This window comes from Mesorhizobium sp. B2-1-3 (assembly GCF_006442495.1).
Classification (GTDB): domain Bacteria; phylum Pseudomonadota; class Alphaproteobacteria; order Rhizobiales; family Rhizobiaceae; genus Mesorhizobium.
The window spans coordinates 377345-393066 of the sequence record NZ_VFWL01000002.1; the positions used below are offsets into that span (position 1 = coordinate 377345).

At 58.2% G+C, this 15722-nt stretch carries 17 protein-coding genes and 2 pseudogenes; 5 read left to right on the forward strand and 14 right to left on the reverse strand.

The window, feature by feature from the left end; translation table 11 throughout:
• Positions 1-14: 14 nt before the first annotated feature.
• The 6 genes and pseudogenes from FJ973_RS06490 to FJ973_RS06515 form a co-directional block, all read right to left on the reverse strand.
• Positions 15-785, reverse strand: coding sequence for an ATP-binding cassette domain-containing protein (locus FJ973_RS06490; RefSeq protein ID WP_140495806.1), 771 nt, complete (start codon positions 783-785; stop codon positions 15-17).
• 27 nt (positions 786-812) lie between these two features.
• A complete protein-coding gene (locus FJ973_RS06495) occupies positions 813-1589 on the reverse strand; it encodes a glutamine amidotransferase (protein WP_140495807.1) in 777 nt (258 codons plus the stop codon).
• Positions 1590-1625: 36 nt separating this feature from the next.
• Positions 1626-2807 (reverse strand): PfkB family carbohydrate kinase, encoded by a 1182-nt coding sequence (locus FJ973_RS06500; protein ID WP_140521013.1) that lies wholly within the window; start codon positions 2805-2807, stop codon positions 1626-1628.
• Positions 2808-3038: 231 nt separating this feature from the next.
• Positions 3039-3200, reverse strand: a pseudogene (locus tag FJ973_RS06505) (JAB domain-containing protein); the annotation flags it as partial.
• Between the two features lie 115 nt (positions 3201-3315).
• Positions 3316-3540, reverse strand: a complete 225-nt coding sequence (locus FJ973_RS06510) for a helix-turn-helix domain-containing protein (RefSeq protein WP_095794089.1) — start codon at positions 3538-3540, stop codon at positions 3316-3318.
• A 423-nt stretch (positions 3541-3963) separates the two neighbouring features.
• Positions 3964-4423 (reverse strand): annotated as a pseudogene (locus FJ973_RS06515) (MucR family transcriptional regulator).
• Between the two features lie 492 nt (positions 4424-4915).
• Between FJ973_RS06515 and FJ973_RS06520 the strand changes: the two are divergent.
• The gene (locus FJ973_RS06520) at positions 4916-7282 is read left to right on the forward strand and encodes a hypothetical protein (protein ID WP_140555309.1); all 2367 of its coding nucleotides are present in this window, start codon (positions 4916-4918) and stop codon (positions 7280-7282) included.
• 6 nt (positions 7283-7288) lie between these two features.
• Here the strand turns inward: FJ973_RS06520 and FJ973_RS30770 are convergent, their stop codons facing one another.
• On the reverse strand, positions 7289-7438 hold the full coding sequence (locus FJ973_RS30770; protein ID WP_181170876.1) for a hypothetical protein: 150 nt from the start codon (positions 7436-7438) through the stop codon (positions 7289-7291).
• Positions 7439-7820: 382 nt separating this feature from the next.
• Here FJ973_RS30770 and FJ973_RS06525 point away from each other — a divergent pair, with 382 nt between their 5' ends.
• Positions 7821-8498, forward strand: a complete 678-nt coding sequence (locus FJ973_RS06525; protein ID WP_140555311.1) for a hypothetical protein — start codon at positions 7821-7823, stop codon at positions 8496-8498.
• A gap of 19 nt (positions 8499-8517) precedes the next feature.
• Here FJ973_RS06525 and FJ973_RS06530 read toward each other — a convergent pair whose 3' ends face one another.
• Positions 8518-9483, reverse strand: coding sequence for a putative phage abortive infection protein (locus tag FJ973_RS06530; protein ID WP_181170877.1), 966 nt, complete (start codon positions 9481-9483; stop codon positions 8518-8520).
• 70 nt (positions 9484-9553) lie between these two features.
• On the opposite strand from FJ973_RS06530, the gene FJ973_RS30775 reads away from it, so the two are divergent.
• Positions 9554-10105, forward strand: coding sequence for an HNH endonuclease (locus FJ973_RS30775; RefSeq protein ID WP_181170878.1), 552 nt, complete (start codon positions 9554-9556; stop codon positions 10103-10105).
• A gap of 3 nt (positions 10106-10108) precedes the next feature.
• Here FJ973_RS30775 and FJ973_RS06540 read toward each other — a convergent pair whose 3' ends face one another.
• Positions 10109-10525, reverse strand: coding sequence for a very short patch repair endonuclease (locus FJ973_RS06540; protein ID WP_140555316.1), 417 nt, complete (start codon positions 10523-10525; stop codon positions 10109-10111).
• A 94-nt stretch (positions 10526-10619) separates the two neighbouring features.
• On the opposite strand from FJ973_RS06540, the gene FJ973_RS06545 reads away from it, so the two are divergent.
• Positions 10620-11747: a DNA cytosine methyltransferase gene (locus FJ973_RS06545; protein WP_140555317.1), complete on the forward strand. Its 1128-nt coding sequence runs from the start codon at positions 10620-10622 to the stop codon at positions 11745-11747.
• Here FJ973_RS06545 and FJ973_RS06550 read toward each other — a convergent pair.
• The gene (locus tag FJ973_RS06550; RefSeq protein WP_246675830.1) at positions 11725-12789 is read right to left on the reverse strand and encodes a NotI family restriction endonuclease; all 1065 of its coding nucleotides are present in this window, start codon (positions 12787-12789) and stop codon (positions 11725-11727) included. The two genes, FJ973_RS06545 and FJ973_RS06550, sit on opposite strands and share 23 nt — an antisense overlap.
• Before the next feature lie 29 nt (positions 12790-12818).
• Here FJ973_RS06550 and FJ973_RS30780 point away from each other — a divergent pair, with 29 nt between their 5' ends.
• On the forward strand, positions 12819-12983 hold the full coding sequence (locus tag FJ973_RS30780) for a hypothetical protein (RefSeq protein WP_181170879.1): 165 nt from the start codon (positions 12819-12821) through the stop codon (positions 12981-12983).
• An 8-nt stretch (positions 12984-12991) separates the two neighbouring features.
• On the opposite strand, the gene FJ973_RS06555 is transcribed toward FJ973_RS30780, so the two are convergent.
• The 4 genes from FJ973_RS06555 to FJ973_RS06565 all read right to left on the reverse strand — a co-directional run bounded on the left by FJ973_RS06555 (position 12992) and on the right by FJ973_RS06565 (position 15670).
• A complete protein-coding gene (locus FJ973_RS06555; protein WP_140555319.1) occupies positions 12992-13204 on the reverse strand; it encodes a hypothetical protein in 213 nt (70 codons plus the stop codon).
• A 575-nt stretch (positions 13205-13779) separates the two neighbouring features.
• On the reverse strand, positions 13780-13944 hold the full coding sequence (locus FJ973_RS30785; protein ID WP_181170880.1) for a hypothetical protein: 165 nt from the start codon (positions 13942-13944) through the stop codon (positions 13780-13782).
• 1149 nt (positions 13945-15093) lie between these two features.
• Entirely contained in the window at positions 15094-15342 is a 249-nt protein-coding gene (locus FJ973_RS06560) for a conjugal transfer protein TraD (protein ID WP_140555321.1), read from the reverse strand.
• Between the two features lies 1 nt (position 15343).
• Positions 15344-15670, reverse strand: coding sequence for a conjugal transfer protein TraD (locus tag FJ973_RS06565; RefSeq protein WP_140555322.1), 327 nt, complete (start codon positions 15668-15670; stop codon positions 15344-15346).
• Positions 15671-15722: the final 52 nt, after the last annotated feature.

Consider the following 15722-nt stretch of genomic DNA (forward strand, 5'->3'; position numbering starts at 1 on the left):
AATGGACGTGCATTTCAGTTTGATTTTTCAAGCGCCCGCACGTCGGGATGAGCGCCTGTTATGAGCGAAACGACTTCCTCGTGATTGGTCTCGGCCGCCAGCCGTTCGGCCACCTTGCGGCCGCGCCGGAACACCACGATGCGGTCGGCGACCTCGAACACTTCGGAAATGTTGTGGCTGATGAGGACGACGGCACAACCGCGCGCGGCAAGCCGCCGCGTTAGTGCGAGGACCTTGCGGGTTTCTGCAACGGCTAGGGCCGCCGTCGGCTCGTCCATGATGACCAGCCTGGCATTCAGATTGAGGGCCCGGCAGATGGCCACGGCTTGGCGCTGACCGCCGGACAGGCTGCCGACGGGTGCTTCCGGATCGGAAATATGCGCGTCGAGCTCTTTCAGCAGGCCGTCGACGCGCTGGCGCATTTCCTTGCGCTTCAGGAAGGGAATACCCAAAATGGAGCGTTTCAATTCGCGGCCGAGAAAGACGTTTTCGGCAATCGACAGGTTTTCCGAGAGCGCCAGTTCCTGAAAGATCGTCGCGATCCCCGACGACGCCGCATCCTTGGGCGAGGAGAAAGCCACCGGATTGCCCTCGATGAGAAGCTTTCCATCGCTGGGCGGATGGGCGCCCGCCAGGATCTTGATGAAGGTGGATTTGCCGGCGCCGTTGTCGCCGAGAAGCGCCAGCACCTCGCCGGAGCGGATTTCCAGGTCGACATCGGCAAGCGCAGTCAGGGCGCCGAAGCGCTTTGCGATATTTCTGGCGACAAGAAACGGTTCTGTCATGGCGGTTCCCCGGCGGTTGCTGGTCGGCTAGACGGCCTTGCTGACCCAGCGCAGCACGTTGGTCCAAAGACGCGCATAGCCCGGCCATTCCACGAAGCTGTTGGGCAGCCAATGCGGGCCGATATCCGACGTCCAGGCCAGCGTGCGGCCCTGGCCATGGCGGCCGGTGACCAGCAGCGGATGACCGCCGTGATCCTGCGGCAACCGTGCGAGGATTTCGACGTCATCGCGATCGCGAGCGACGACCTCGTTGGCGCCGAGCAGCAGCGGCCATTCGCCTTCGATGCCGGCAAAGATCGGGTGATCCTTGGGACCGGTGATTTCAGGCCGGAACCCTTCGGGAATCTCGAGCCGGTCGTCATAGGGGAGGCAGGTTACCGGCAGCGCCTCCTCGACGGCCGTGCGGTGCCAGCGCGCCTTGCCGTCGATGCCCTGGAAAGAGAAATAGCCGCCGATCATGACCATGCCACCACCGGCCTGCGTCCAGTCGCGCAGAAGCTTGAGCCGGTTGGGCACTGTCTTGCCGTGCAGCCAGACATCGGGGTGAAGCAGCAGCGAGTTCGCGCCGATGTCGGAGAGGATGATGGCCTTGTATTGCGACAGGCCCTCCGTGGTGAAAGGCAGCTTTTCGACGGCTTCATGGGCCGGCATGTAGTCGAGGTCGAATTCGCTGCTCTTCAAGGCATCGACCAGCGGCGTCGCGCCCAGGTGAAAGGTGACGCTGCCGAACTGATCGAACCCCTTGTAGTGGGTCGCCGAACTCATCCAGCTCTCGCCGACCAGAAGCACTCTTGTTTTCGCCATGACCAATACTCTCCTAGGTTCCCGTAAGTTGTTGGTTCAGCTTGCCAACATGGCGTTGTTCGCCAAAGCGGCAGCCTTCAAAGTCGCGAAATCCGCGATGTAGCCCTGTGCGCCTTCGACCGTGGTCGTCAGGCTCGCGCCGATCGCCGCATGGCGGGCGGCGTCGTCCAGCGACGCACCATGCAGCCAGAGGCTTAGGAATATGCCGGCGAAGCTGTCGCCGGCGCCCGTCGCATCGACGCGGTCGACAGGCAGTGCCGGCACCTCGATCTGCGGTCCGCCATTCGCCGGAAAGACGACCGCGCCAAACTCGCCGAGAGTGAGCACGACCGTTCCGCGCGGCTTGATGCGCGCCAGCATCAGCCGCACCTCTTCGATCATCGTCGCCATCCTGGAGCGAAAGTCGAAAATCTCCCGCATCATCACATCGTTGATGAAGGTCAGGTCGATGTGCCGGACCATCTGCGTGAAGGTTTCAGGCGTGCGTGCGCTCTTGGGCAGGCCGGCCGAATGCAGGCTCACCCTCCAGCCGGCCTGATGAAAGCGCGCGATGGAAGCGGTCATCGTTTCGTAGTGGAAGCCTTCGATGTGAAGACAGGCCGGGCGCGGTTCGGGCTGGATGTCCAGATTGGCGGTCAGATCGATCTCGCCGAGTTCGAACGGTTCACTGATGATCGTGCGGCTGCCATTGCGCTCGATGATCACGATGGCCTGCGAAAGGCGGTTGTTGGGCGTGTTGCGGATCGGCAATGCGTGGACGCCCAGTTTGGAAAGCGCGCCGAGCGCCCAGTCACTCTCCGGGTCTTCGCCGACCGCCGTCGCCAGTTCCACGTCGAGAGCGTAGGGCGCCCCAACACCGGCGGCGGCAACCGCGAGATTGGCCGCGGGCCCGCCCAGCGCCTTCTCGATATGGCTGGCTGTGATGCGGTCGTCGCGATGCGGCAGGACGTCGACGCGGCAGAGAAAGTCGACACTGACCCGGCCCGCGACCAGGAGCCTCGGCAGATGATCGAGATTCTTCGGCCTGTGGGGCGCGCGGCCCGGCAGCGAGCGCGCAAACGAACTCGGCCGGTACATCAGCGTGGCGATCGCCTTTTCGATGCGTTCGCGCGTGGCCTCCTTCAGGCCGGCGGTCCCATTGATGAAGTTCGACACCGTTCCGATGGAGACACCGGCGGCGCGTGCGACATCCGCTATGGTCGGGCGCTTGCGTTGCAATGGCAGGTTCCAATTGAAGCGTTTCAAACGGTATCAACGGAAAAGCCGCCCCTCAACGGAATTATGTTCTAAAAGGTCTGGAATCTGCGAGTGAATTTGGAAAACTATGGCGATATGGCCTCAATTTCGGGCCATTCGTTCCAGAATTGAACGATTTTCAAATTCTTGAGCCGAAAGACCGGGCCGGCGAATTGCCTGCTTTCATTCGGATAGCTTCGCCGAGCCGATGATCTAGATCAGCAGCAAGCCCTTCATGCTGGAATAGCCCTTGCGACCGATGATGATGTGGTCATGCACGGAAATGCCCAGCCGCTTGGCCGCGTCGATGATCTCCTTGGTCATCTCGATATCGGCACGCGATGGCGTCGGATCGCCCGACGGGTGGTTGTGCAACTTCCTCTCGCCGTAAGCTATCTTGTTGAAAGATATTGCATAAATCTGTACACCCGAGAACGTGAGGGGCGGCTTCTGGGGGCGGTGTTGGATGCTCCTCCGTCACAAATCACGCTCACTCACCGCCGTTCATGCTGAATCGCTTTGACGCACGGCACGCCACTGTATTCTTGTGATCCCACGTCTCCAGTTCCTCAATTGGATACAACACGGCTTTGCCAAGCTTGACGTACGCCGGTCCAATCCTCTTGGCCCGCCAATTTCGCAGCGTTCCAACAGAAATGGTGCCGCGATAGCGTTCCGAGACTTCCTCAGCTGTCAAAAACTTCCTGTCGTCCATCAAGCTCCCCAAATGTCCGACGTCGGGAACATGAGAGCAGGCTCAAGCACGCTCCCAAACCCTTGGTCATGCAGTTGCGCGGCCACGAGTAGGTATGTGCATTGGAAATAAAATCCGCTGAGTGAGGGAGTAGAAGCAGGGGATATGTCTGGATAGAAATCGGACCAACTGCCAACGGAGTGTGCAAGGTCGGTCGACCTAGGCCAACCGAAACGCTCGGTGACCACGGCACGAGTTGGGAGCCAAGGCCGCCGTCGGTCATCGCCAAGCGGCCCGATGACAGTATCAGTTGCCGCCCCGCTAGGAAAAAGGCCGGCGCCCTCGCTGGGAGGTTGCCCGAATGGCGCCGGCCAGACGGTCCTTTTCAGGTCCGCCGCTCTCCAAACATAGCTGAGTCTTTCCGTTGCGTCAGGTGGTGGCGAACTACGCTTTGGCTTTCCTCTTCCCAGGTGCCTTCTTGACTGGTGCGACGGGTTCAGCCCTTGCGGCCAAGTCCGATGGACTTCGCCAGTTGCGAGCGCTGAGCGGCGTAATTCGGAGCTGTCATAGGGTAGTCGTGCGGCAAGTTCCATTTGGCCCGATAGGCGTCCGATGTCAGGCCGAAGTTCGTGCTAAGATGCCGCTTCAGTGATTTAAACTTCTTGCCGTCTTCGAGGCAGATAATGAAGTCCGGCGTCACCGACTTCTTCGGGTTGACCGCAGGAGTTTGCGGCTCAGAGACCGGTGGGATCGGCGTGCCAAGTCCGGACAGCGAAGCATGAACCGATGCTATCACGTCCGGCAAGCCAGACACCGGCAATGGATTGTTGCTGACATATGCTGAGACAATTTCGGCTGTTAACTCAGCTAGTTCGGCAGAGCGGGTATCGGATTCGTTGATCATCGGTGGTTCCTTTTGCCTGATTTATCCCGTCTCTATGGGCTGATGATCAACGACGCAACCGTCGTCCTAAGCCTGATCTATCGAACTGCAGTGGAGCCAACGCAGAATTTGTAAGGTCTTCGGACAACCATTTGATGTTATTTCCGAAGTAGTTCCTGCCGTCGAGCGAATGAAGCTCGTGGAGCGGAGCTACCTGCCCAGCCTCCGGTTTGGCTGGGGTTCTTGGAAGCTTTTCGAACTTTCTGCCATGCTGCACCGGCTGAATTGCGCGTGCTCGCGAGCGCGGCCGGAACATGAAAACTGCCTTTTGGGGATGTGATCACGCCCTCACTGCGGGTCTAAGTCGGAGGAGTCTGACGTGGTGCTTTGAGGTTCCACGTCGTGCTCGAAATTTCAGTAAAACACATGCGCTTTGGTCCTTCCAAGCGACAAGAATCGCGTATGTGCGTGCACTCCTCCCACCGACGCTGACGAACCCCATCGCTTGCCCGCATGACTGAAACTTCGCATACCAGACTGCTTTCCCGCAAAATCTCTGATTTCTGCCGTATCCGTCTCGACCCCCTGCTTCCCCCCCAAGAAAGTGCCCGCATTAGAGCGTTTCTGCTCAACCTGATCTCCTGTGCTAAAACACCGCCGCGAAAACTGCGCGGCTATGATTGGCAAGAAATCGGTATTTGTTGCGACCTCGACGGTGAAACGCTTCGATCTGCCCGGACCGCAATCGAACCAGCATTGGACGCGATCGCTCGAAATACGAAAGCTGCGCCGAAGCGGGCGACCATCGCGGGCCGTCGCAACACTAAACCGCAGCGTCATGAGGGAGAACGTCCGCAACCGCCGGCAGAGAAGGCGCCAACTCCAAGTCGTCAAAAAAAGCTCGAGCGGTCAGAGCAGGAGCCTGCAGTAGCGGTCGACCGGCAAAAGTCCGGCATGAAACCGCGCGCTATCGAGGAGTTCCCACCACCACTTTTCGAGGAAGCGTCTGATCATCCCAGCTTCCAGGCGGCGCTGGATTTCCAGATGCGCCGCCATGGCGACAGCTATTGGCATCTTCATCAGGCTGTTGTCCGAGACGACGAGAGTCTCGACCGCTCGACAATTCGTCACTGGCTCCAGGGATCAAAATCGCCGCGCGGCGTGGCGAGCATTGAAGTGCTAGCGCGGATCGAGCGTCGTTATCGTCTTCCAGCAGGGTATTTTAAAGCGAGACTCCCACTTCAGACGCGCTCCGCCTCCGGCCACATTCTCGATGATATCGGCCCGGCTGAACGCCGTCGGCTTGCGTGGCACCTGCCTGACGACTTCAACACGCGACGTCCCGAGGAGCAGGAAGAGATTCTGGAATGGGTTCGGCGCGTAATTATCAGCGGGTCAACTGATTATCGGAAATTCCAGGCGGCCGCGTTGAAACAGCGTTACGCCATCCGTTTCCCGGGTATCACCTATGGTCAGTCGGATGCTGCAAATGACGGCTGTCGAGTTCAGCGCGAGCAACAGGACGATGATGGGTCACAGTTCACTGACCCCGACTTGATGTCCGGCGTCATAGACGCGCCACCTAGCCTTAGCATGGAAATGGCGGATTTGATCCGCTTCAAGACTGCGACGCTCACTGCGTTCGGTTTGCAGCGCAACGGTGTTTGGGGCGAGGAGACGGCATCGCAGAAAGTTGAGCATCTCGGTTTGATGTTCGGTGCGTTGGCCGCGCATCCGCGCGGACCGGTGCGTGGCTATGGCGTTCCGGCGCAGCATGTGACTTTTGGCCTGCTCGTCTTCCCCTCTGTCTGGGACTGGTATGTGCAATGGCGAGAGAGGCGGCGCGGGTTCTACACTGCATGGGAGGTGGACATGCTGCGAATTTCGCTCGCACTCACCCGCAAAGACACGGGCTGGCTGAGGCAGCATCCTAACCTGTCGTCGCGAATCCGCCCGATCAACGGGCTAGTTTCACAGACCGACATTGATCGCGCCCGCGGGGATTGGGACGACGCCTGCGATGTCTACTTCAAGCACGCCTCCTCCCGCGTGAAGGAGATTCAGCGCATCGCGCGTGTGCATCGTGATCCCTTTGAACCGATCATGCCTGTGCTTGAGGCCGATAGCCCAGTCGGCGAGTATCGAAAGATCACGGAAGAGATTCTTCGGCTTATGCCTGATGAACGCATCCATCGCCGCCCTGCCGCCGAAGCAGTGCGCTCGTTCCTGATGCTTCGGTTCGGGCTGCATCTTGGGTTGCGGCAGAAGAACCTGCGCCAGCTGATGGTCAGTGAACGTGGGAGACTACCGAGATCTGAGCGTCAGCTAGCCGACATGAAGCGCGGTGAACTCCGCTGGAGCGAACGCGAAAGCGGGTGGGAGGTGTTAATTCCTTCGGTCGCTTTCAAGAACGCGGACTCATCCTTTTTCGGGAGTAAGCCATTTAGGCTCGTCCTGCCGAACCTGGGTGGTTTATACGAGCACATCGAAGCGTATATTGATCGCCATCGCCAAGTGCTCCTTGGAGGGACGGAAGACCCCGGCACCTTCTTCATCAAAACGGTGAAAGCGACCAGCAAGGACGCCGCGTACGATCGAAACACATTCTATGAGGCATGGCGCCTGACCATCCAGCGATATGGCATCTACAACCCGCATACTCAGCGCGGCGCGATCCCCGGTCTCCTCCCGCATGGGCCGCACAATGTTCGTGACGTGCTGGCGACGCACATACTGAAGCAGACTGGCTCATATGAGCAGGCAAGCTACGCGATCCAGGACACACCCGACATGGTGGCCCATCACTACGGTCGTTTCTTGCCGCAAGACAAAGCTGCACTTGCTGCACGGATATTGAATCAAGTCTGGCAGGCAGCTTAAAAAGCGTTAGGCGAAAGACGGCACCGTCATCTCCAGCGTGACCAAATCGCCCCGCTCTTCCTCAGAGACCTTCTTGAAGGTTTTTGGGTCGTACTTGACCGACTTGAGCTTCACCTCCTTTTGCTGGAAGTAGTGAGCGCCAGTGGCACGGTCCATAGGCTTCTCCGCCACGCGCCGGTCGGTAGTAGCCTTGCGGCGCTTTATGGCGGGCGGCCTAAAGAGATATTCACCCTTTACCCTACCGGCATAAGAATGAGCCCGCCAACAAATACGTTTGACACCAACAAGTAATAGCGAGACGCTAAAACACTTAATCAATCGAAAGATGTTACTATAATTTTCATTCTGTTCATTGGCGCTGCAATCTTTGGCGCCGCTAACATGGGCTACAACGAAGCCAAGGCCAATCCGCGCGCTGAGCACCTCTTGAACGCGAAGTCCAACGTCCCAGCACGCTAGACTGAAGTTGTGTAATGGCAGTCCTACGGGGCTGCCTTTTCTATTGGTCTGAGGTAAGGGAAGGGGTGGGGAGGACACTATGCTTACACGCCGTCAGCGCGATATGGTTGCAGCTATCCTAAGGAGCGTAATAGACGAAGTGGTGTCCGAGCACTTTGAAGCGGCCACGCAAGAGCATCAGGTCACATCGCGCATCGCAGCTCTCCTCGAAAAGGAGTTGCGGAATAAAGCTGTCCTGAATCGCCGCGTGCGAGTTGTGACGCAAGAACTCCCCGACAAGGGGCGTGGTTCGCTCGAAAAGCCGACGGGCATAGATCTGTACATCGGGATCATGGATTTTGCAGAAGATGGCTTTTCGAAAGGTATCTTTGTGCAGGCCAAGTGGCGTGAGGTCTACAGGTCTCCACGGGAGATGGTGGGCCTGCATAGACAGTGCCGTCGGATGTTGAGGCATTCCGATGATTCGTACGTCTGGCTCTATGGGCCGGAGGGAGTGGACGCAGTGAGGGCCACGGAGGTGGTCCAGCAACCGAATACCAGGCCTGAACAATTGCTGTCCCGGAAGACGGACGACATCTTTCGACGGATGATGGAATGCACTGAGGGCGATCCCGACTGGGGGCTGGACCGAGTAATGGTGCTGGGCGATCAGCAGCGCCGTGCAATGGGCAAGATATTAGAAGAGCTCCGAATCAGGACCGCGATCGGAGTAATCATCGACGGCAGGTACGAGATGGAAATGCGGGAGCTGGAATGAGCAGGCTGCGGGCTGCCTTCTATTGCCGCCAACCGATAGTTGCAGTGCTATCCAAGGTGTCATCATTCGCCATCTTCGACAAATTGTCGTGGCGGGCCGAGGGGTTGTAAAAGGCCTCATGCGAGGGGTCAAAAACAAGTTCATACGGAAGGTTGTCGAACAGGGAGTAGTTCTCGACGAACTGTTTGAAATTGTGCCCTTTAGGGGTAAGGCAATTGTAAAACAGTATAAGCAGCTCGTAGTCAGACAGCTGTGCCCGAAGCAGTTTCATATACCGTAGGTGCCCAACGTTGCTCTCGTGGATGAAACGAATGACGTTGTAGAGGTATCTAAAATAGTGGCCGAGATCCTGCTGCCACTCTGACCAGAATTCCTGGTACGCGGCTTGGATGCGGTCAATTTCGGGGATGTTGATGCGAAGGTCGTAGTGTTCGCGAAGCTCCTTGCTAAAAAGCTCGAAGCAGTCGCGGCCCTTTATGTCACTGGGCGTCGACCCGTCCTCTCGTTGGAAGCGGCGAATGTCCATCGAACTGACGATGGTGTTGTGCAGGTTGAGCATCTGGAAAAATGTGGATTCGAAACTCTGCCTTTTTTGGGATTTGAGCTGCTCGGTAAGTGTGGCTTCAGTTTTTTGGGCCGCCAGGTCGGCGCTCGAAGCCGCCTTCTGCTGAAGAACAATCGTAATGAGTAGGCCGACGAAGGTGAAGAACGTCAGGATAGGATTGATGACGCCACCGACGAAGTCGCCGAACGTGCCCATATCCTTAGTGTCGCCGAGGTTAATCACCGCCATCGCGAACACGACAACGATAACAACTATTCCCCCCACCATCAGCTTGTAAAAGCTGGAAGCCGAATCTCCTGATTTTGGAGAAATCAGGTCGTGAAACCGTGTGTTCCCCGGCCAACCCTTTTCCGTCTTCAGGGCATAGTTTAGCCCGAAGTAGATGATGGCTGTGACGGTGAAGAAAATCCATGCGCTCATAGTGAATCCCCCGTAGGAAGAACTATCAGCCGGGACCGCAGGCTGCAATCTCGTTGAGGTGAGGAGTGTAATGGCTGCAAGACCGACAATTACCGGGCGCGGAACTTCTCTTGCCCACGCTTTCGTCCACGCAATCATACCCCGCGAGGTCGATCCCGAGATGCAGGCCAGGCTGTATCAAGCCGCTGGCATTAATGAGAGGGAATGTGTGTATTGCGGCGCATTGGCAACCGACAAGGATCACCTGCGCGGCCTGGTGAAGGCGGGGCGACCCTCGGGGCACTTCCACACTACAGGCAACCTTGTGCCATCCTGCGGCCCTTGCAACCAATCCAAAGGGGCCGCTGACTGGAAGCGTTGGATGTTGAGCCAGGCCAAAGGCTCGCCAACTCGCAAGGGCACTCTGGATGTGGCCGAACGGGTCAAACGGCTGGAGGCCTTCGAAAGAGAGGCCGGTGCGGCTGAGGCTATGCCGATCGACAAGCTGCGCGAGACGGTAGGCGCGGAACTCTGGGACCAATATTGGCAGCGGCTCGATGATATAAAGCGCATGCTGGTAGAGGCGCAGGTCGCGTCGCAGCAAATCGAACGGCGGCTGGCTGTGGCCGCGAAGGCGGCCTAGGACTCAGGAACAGGACGTTTCAGGAAGAAATGCCTGTAGCCGCTCTGTCAGATCATTGTCGGCAACCTCGCATTCCCAGATCGTGAGCACATCCCAACCGGCATCACGAAGGGCGCATAGGGCCTTCTCGTCGCGTTCCCTGTTCCTCGCGATCTTTGGTCCCCAGTAGCCGGTGTTGCTTTTCGCCCCCTGTCCGCCTCGCTTGCACCCATGGCCATGCCAGTAACAGCCATGCACCAGAATCGCCTTCTTCCGCTGCCGGAACACGATGTCAGGTTTTCCCGGAAGGTCTTTGGCGTGAAGCCGATAGCGGTAGCCTAGCCGATGCAAAATCCTGCGTACAACCATCTCTGGCGCGGTATTTTTGCTCGTGATCGCCCGCATATTTGCGCTACGTTGCGCACTCGGAATTCTGTCCATGTCAAAGCCTTAGGGGAAAAATCCCCCGTTAACCACTTTTGCCACATCATCGACTCGTTTATGGTTCGTTCTAAGGCATGGAAACACCTCTGATATGACCTCCCTGACAGCAATTGATCTGTTCTGTGGTGCTGGCGGCCTATCCGAAGGGTTTCGCCAGGCGGGCTTCCATGTGCTGGCAGGTAGCGACTTTGATGACCGTGCCGGGGAGACGTTTGCGGCAACGCATAGCGAAGCCGTTTTCCTGCCCGGCCCGATCCAGAACCACTCCGCCGCCGACTTCCTGAAAGCTGCGAAGCTCAAGGCCGGTGAGCTGGACGTGTTGGTCGGCGGACCTCCGTGCCAAGGGTACTCGGTCTACAACCATCAACGCGGCCTGCATGATCCCCGGGCGTCCCTTTATCTGGAATACCTGCGTATCGTGAAAGGCGTTAAGCCAAAATGGGTTGTGCTGGAGAATGTCACCGGCATGACCTCGGCAGGCGGCGGCGGTGCAGTCGATGCGGTCGTGGACGGTCTCCGGAAGCTCGGCTACCACGTCGAGAGCAAAATCCTCAAAGCCGAGGAATATGGCGTTCCCCAAGAGCGGCGCCGTATCGTCTTTATCGGAAATCGCCTTGGCCTTCCTATTGTCTGGCCGGAACGTACTCATGGACCTGGCCTGCTGCCGTTCGTGACGGTCAAGGACGCAATCTCTGACCTCCCCGCGCTTGGGAATGGCGAGGGCTCTGAGCTTTCCAAATACCGCACAAAGGCGGCGTCGGCTTTTCAGAGAGAGATCCGTGGCAACGCGGCTATTTTGACCAATCACTGGGCCGCAAAGCTGTCCTCGGTCAACCTGACCCGTATGAAGCACATTCCCGAAGGCGGATCGTGGCGCGACATTCCATTCGAACTTCTTCCCGAAGGCATGAAGCGCGCAAAGCGTTCTGATCATACCAAGCGTTACGGGCGCCTCAGGTGGGGCGGGCTCGCATCCACTATCCTCACAAAGTGTGACCCCCATTGGGGGGCTTTTTTTCACCCTGCACAGGACCGCGCATTAACGGTCCGCGAAGCGGCTCGCCTTCAATCCTTCCCAGATTTCTTCGATTTCAAGGGAAGTAGGACGGAGCAGTACATCCAGGTGGGGAATGCCGTTCCTCCGCTGCTCGGGCGGCGTATAGGAGAGACGATCCGGTCCGTAATCGAGGAACGGCCTAGGCTGGTTGCGGCGGAATAGCTTTCTTTTTACCAGGCACCCTCGGAATCAAAGCCTTCACGATAGCTTTCTCGTAGACGCCCATCTCGGGAAGGTTCACGGGCGATACGAAGGCGTAGGCGACCTGTTCTACGGTGGTCGTGAACGTTTCACCCTTCACGAGCGAGCGGGTTTGCCCGAGCGGAACAGGATCTCCGATATCGTAGGCTTGGAACGTGATCGTGCCCGCGGCGATCGGGTATTCCAGCATTTTCGTCCCAAGACGCGCGCGGATGCGCTTCAGGACCGCGGTCGGGCAAACGAAGAACAGGCCCTTACCGCAGTACTTCTCGCGACGAAGGACGTAGCCCTTGTAAATCAGCTGGGGGAGGATGCGCTTGGAGACGTTGGCCCAATTCAGGCCCGCGTTCGTCCAACCGGGGCTTCGGCCCTTGTCATCGACGAACTGCTCGCCCTTCAAAAGAGCCGCGACCTGTTCGCGGTAGCTGTTAGTCGTATCGATGGTCTGGATCTCACAAGCGGTGAACTCCGCCATTGCGCCGGTGGTATCGAGGCGGGCCAGCACATAGTCGATGTAAAAGCCGCCCGTGTCGTCTTCTTCGTCTGTCTTCGGCTTGGGAATGGACAGTTCAGAACCCCAGTATTTTCCGAAGACGGCGACCTCTTTGCCAGTGAGTGTGCCATCGGCCTTGGCTTTCTCGATCGCCTGGGCAGAGGTGAGGTTAACGCCGGCGCCAAACGCCTGCACGGCAACGTCGCCGAGAATGGCGTGCTCGTTCGCGTATAGCCTGTTTGGGCAGATGATAACTGGTTGCTCGTTACCAAGTTCAAGCGTGCATCCGCCGTGATTGGGCTTGATGCACTGGGCTTTGACGAACGGGCACGTCTTCGCCGCCGCGTGCTTCAACCCTTCCGGGTCAAGCGGCGCATAGCCGAAGAATTCCACAAGCCTGCCCGACATTCCGCGAATCGCCCCTTCGCCGAGCAGTATATCCGCGGAGACTAAGAATGCGTCAAAGGCAGCAGACTTCGGCTGCCGAAGGGGAACGCCGTTGTCGCTCATTCGTTAGGTCTCCGAACAGGAGTTCCAAAATGGCCAAGAATCCCGCTAGGACAGATACCGACCTTTCCGACAAAGAAGCTCAGGAGATGGCCGAAACCACGGACGTCTCACCTCAGCAGGCCAAAGACCTCGCCGCCAAGCACGGTAAGGATGAGGCGAAAAAGAAGGCAAAGAACTACAAGGCGGAGGGCTGAGCAACTGGTCACTGCACCGTGTCGGTCTTCGGCCTCACGCCAGTCATCATGTATTCTACAAACTGAAGGGTTCGCATGAACGTCTGCGCATCGTTCACATAATCGTCGTCGTCTTCAATCGCGTCGCAGATCCTGACTGTATCGCGGGCAAGCTCTGCCGTTTCGGCGGACATGCCATCGAGTTGGCGGATCAGGGCTGCTCTAGCTTCGGCGCGGGTCATGGCGAAGATTCGCCGCGGTTCTTGTCGCCAATATGTCTCCCGCGCTAGGAGCTTGCTGGGCGCCCTTGACGTAGGGCGGAGGCGTTCCCATTTACGGTTTGGCGCACTGCGCGCCGAAATGAGCAAACCGCAAATCGCAAAAACAAATCAGCAAAATCATCTAGCGCACAAATCAGCAAAAACCGATCAAATCAGCAAAATCAAATCCAGCTAAAACCGATCAAAATCAGCAAAATCAGCAAGCGCAAAAAACACAGCACCCAATCAGCGAAAAATCATCAGCTCAGCAAAACTCAAAATCAAAATCAAATTTCAAACGCCGCAACTGACAGTGGCGTGGCCACGCCCACCGGTTGCACCAAAACCTGAATTGGATTTCGAAATCTCGACATTAACCCCCATTGGGTACTGTCGGCGCCTGCAGACCCGGAAATGCCAAGAGAATGGTTATCCGCGTCAACATTGAACTTAAGCTGGAACTAAAGACGGTCCTCAAGATCGTCGTTTTCCTGATCGGCTACTTCGGTAGTTAAATGGAGGGGCACCGCGAGGTGCCCCTTTCCATTTCCACCATGCTACCGATTGCCACGCGGTTTATCGCACCACTCCAGCCCGGCCGGAAGCTTGCCGTTCCACAAGTAGACCTTGTGATGGCCGTGTCCGCTGGCGTTGGGCGCCATGCGGAAGCCCTTAGGGTCGCTGGGATCGGCGCACAGCACGCCGTCCTGCCGCATCCGCATGATGGTCTTGCCGGGCGAGCAGTCGCCATTTTGGCAAGCTCGATCTGAGTGATGTGGCCTTGTCGCACGAGAACCCAGTGCCGCGGGTTTTGCGGGAATTCTGGTGTTTCGTCTGTGGCGGCGCCTTCCCGCCGAACAGAGCGGCGCGCATTATCAGGCCCACCCTAGGGCCAATATCTTGTGCCGTGGGCGTATCTAGCCTTGCGTCATAAGGGCGCTTGCCCCACATCGTGAAGGGCAGGGCGATGAGGTGTTGCCAGCTACTCATGACTTGGGACCTCCCCTGGTGACAAGGCCCGCGCCGCGACAGGCCGTGCAGGGTTTGCTGAGAACTGTATACCCCCCTCTCGCGTTTGGCCCGCAGGTTACCGGCAAACTTGGGAAGGCTCTCTTTCGTGGGGGCGCCAGTGCGCTTGTCGAATGTAGTGCGTTCGGCAGTGCAGATCTCGCCGGAGCCTTGGCACTTCTCGCACAGCCCCAGGGGCGTGCCGCTGGCGTTGACCGTCGGGGTTTCCTTGAACTTCATGGGGTGCGGTTTGCACCCCTCCAGCTCGGGTTGGCGGGTGCTCTTCATCGGCCTGCCTCCCCTTCGAGGCCTTGGCCTTCCGGCACGTCGATTTCGATGCATGCGATCCGCTTCCCGGTCGACGCCCCATCAGCCACTTCCTTGGTTGCCCACACCCCTCCACCCGCTTCGGCAACAGAGTCTATATTAAGCCCGCTAGTGCTATCCTTGTTGATGTTCAGACAGCCCTTGATGCGCTCGACCCATACGCCGACTAGGTCGGCGGGGGAGTCTGTGAAGGTTGTCTGCCGACCATCCCGCGTCCAGGTAACAGCGCCGCACGTCGGAAACGTCGTATGCATACAAACAATCCGACAGCGAGGTGTCGGAATCATTATCAGCGCCCGTGCTTCGAACGAAATCAGGTCGTTGGATGGTGGGCGATGCACGGATTTAATCTGCGACCCCACCCGTGTGAAGGGCGTTCTCACTCGCCCGGCGGCAGTATCGGATGCCCGCGTCAGTGTGAAATACGATTTTCACACTGAGAGGTATCACGATCTAATCCGGAGCAGTGGTCGGTTGCCGCGCGCGATTTATGTAAGTGGGGTGGCTTTGGATAGCCTGCTGTTCGGCGCCTACCGCTATGTACGACGTCCCATCCGCTCTTCACGCGATTCCGCATCAAACGCCAGCTTCCCATTCGCGGCCCATAAGTCGCGCACTTGCTGGCCCTCATCGCTCTGCAGCTTGGCTGCGATCCAAAGCAGCGCGCCGTAGATCGTAGCGCGATCGTCTTTGGTCAGATCAACGATGCCTGCCTTAACGACGAGCCCGCCGAGTTCGATCAAATGCCGGGTGCGCTGGCGACGCTCGACCTGCCAGGTGCGCATGTCATTGCGAGCCCGTGCCGCCTGCCGGCGATTGTGAGCTGCTCGGTTGTGCTGGAGCGCCGCGAGGGTTGTGCTGAGATGCCGGAGCAATTCGCCGTGACCGGCTCTCGAAAAACATCACTCCACGCTTGGCCCATGCCTCACGCTTCGCGGCGTCTTTCGTCTCAGTGATTGCGACCAGCGCGCCGGCCAGTTCGTCGGTGCTGAGCTGATCGGCGCCGGTGGTGATCACCAGCTCGCCAAGTTGCTGGACCTTTCGCGTTTTGAGTTCTCGCGCTTTTTCTTCCAGTGCCTTCAGTTCGGCGTCGAAGTCTCGTGGTTTTCGCATGGCTGTCTCCATTGACTGTCGGTCTCTGGATGATAGTTGAGCGCCTGCCGGA

Bases quoted from the DNA above. Each gene is read 5' to 3' on its own strand.
- FJ973_RS06555 (WP_140555319.1), bottom strand. From the start codon at position 13,204: ATGACCCGCGCCGAAGCTAGAGCAGCCCTGATCCGCCAACTCGATGGC.
- FJ973_RS06565 (WP_140555322.1), bottom strand. From the start codon at position 15,670: ATGCGAAAACCACGAGACTTCGACGCCGAACTGAAGGCACTGGAAGAA.
- FJ973_RS30770 (WP_181170876.1), bottom strand. From the start codon at position 7,438: ATGGACCGTGCCACTGGCGCTCACTACTTCCAGCAAAAGGAGGTGAAG.
- FJ973_RS06525 (WP_140555311.1), top strand. From the start codon at position 7,821: ATGCTTACACGCCGTCAGCGCGATATGGTTGCAGCTATCCTAAGGAGC.
- FJ973_RS06495 (WP_140495807.1), bottom strand. From the start codon at position 1,589: ATGGCGAAAACAAGAGTGCTTCTGGTCGGCGAGAGCTGGATGAGTTCG.
- FJ973_RS06560 (WP_140555321.1), bottom strand. From the start codon at position 15,342: ATGCGCACCTGGCAGGTCGAGCGTCGCCAGCGCACCCGGCATTTGATC.
- FJ973_RS06550 (WP_246675830.1), bottom strand. From the start codon at position 12,789: ATGAGCGACAACGGCGTTCCCCTTCGGCAGCCGAAGTCTGCTGCCTTT.
- FJ973_RS30775 (WP_181170878.1), top strand. From the start codon at position 9,554: ATGGCTGCAAGACCGACAATTACCGGGCGCGGAACTTCTCTTGCCCAC.
- FJ973_RS06520 (WP_140555309.1), top strand. From the start codon at position 4,916: ATGACTGAAACTTCGCATACCAGACTGCTTTCCCGCAAAATCTCTGAT.
- FJ973_RS06545 (WP_140555317.1), top strand. From the start codon at position 10,620: ATGACCTCCCTGACAGCAATTGATCTGTTCTGTGGTGCTGGCGGCCTA.
- FJ973_RS30780 (WP_181170879.1), top strand. From the start codon at position 12,819: ATGGCCAAGAATCCCGCTAGGACAGATACCGACCTTTCCGACAAAGAA.
- FJ973_RS06510 (WP_095794089.1), bottom strand. From the start codon at position 3,540: ATGGACGACAGGAAGTTTTTGACAGCTGAGGAAGTCTCGGAACGCTAT.
- FJ973_RS06490 (WP_140495806.1), bottom strand. From the start codon at position 785: ATGACAGAACCGTTTCTTGTCGCCAGAAATATCGCAAAGCGCTTCGGC.
- FJ973_RS30785 (WP_181170880.1), bottom strand. From the start codon at position 13,944: ATGCGGATGCGGCAGGACGGCGTGCTGTGCGCCGATCCCAGCGACCCT.
- FJ973_RS06530 (WP_181170877.1), bottom strand. From the start codon at position 9,483: ATGAGCGCATGGATTTTCTTCACCGTCACAGCCATCATCTACTTCGGG.
- FJ973_RS06540 (WP_140555316.1), bottom strand. From the start codon at position 10,525: ATGGACAGAATTCCGAGTGCGCAACGTAGCGCAAATATGCGGGCGATC.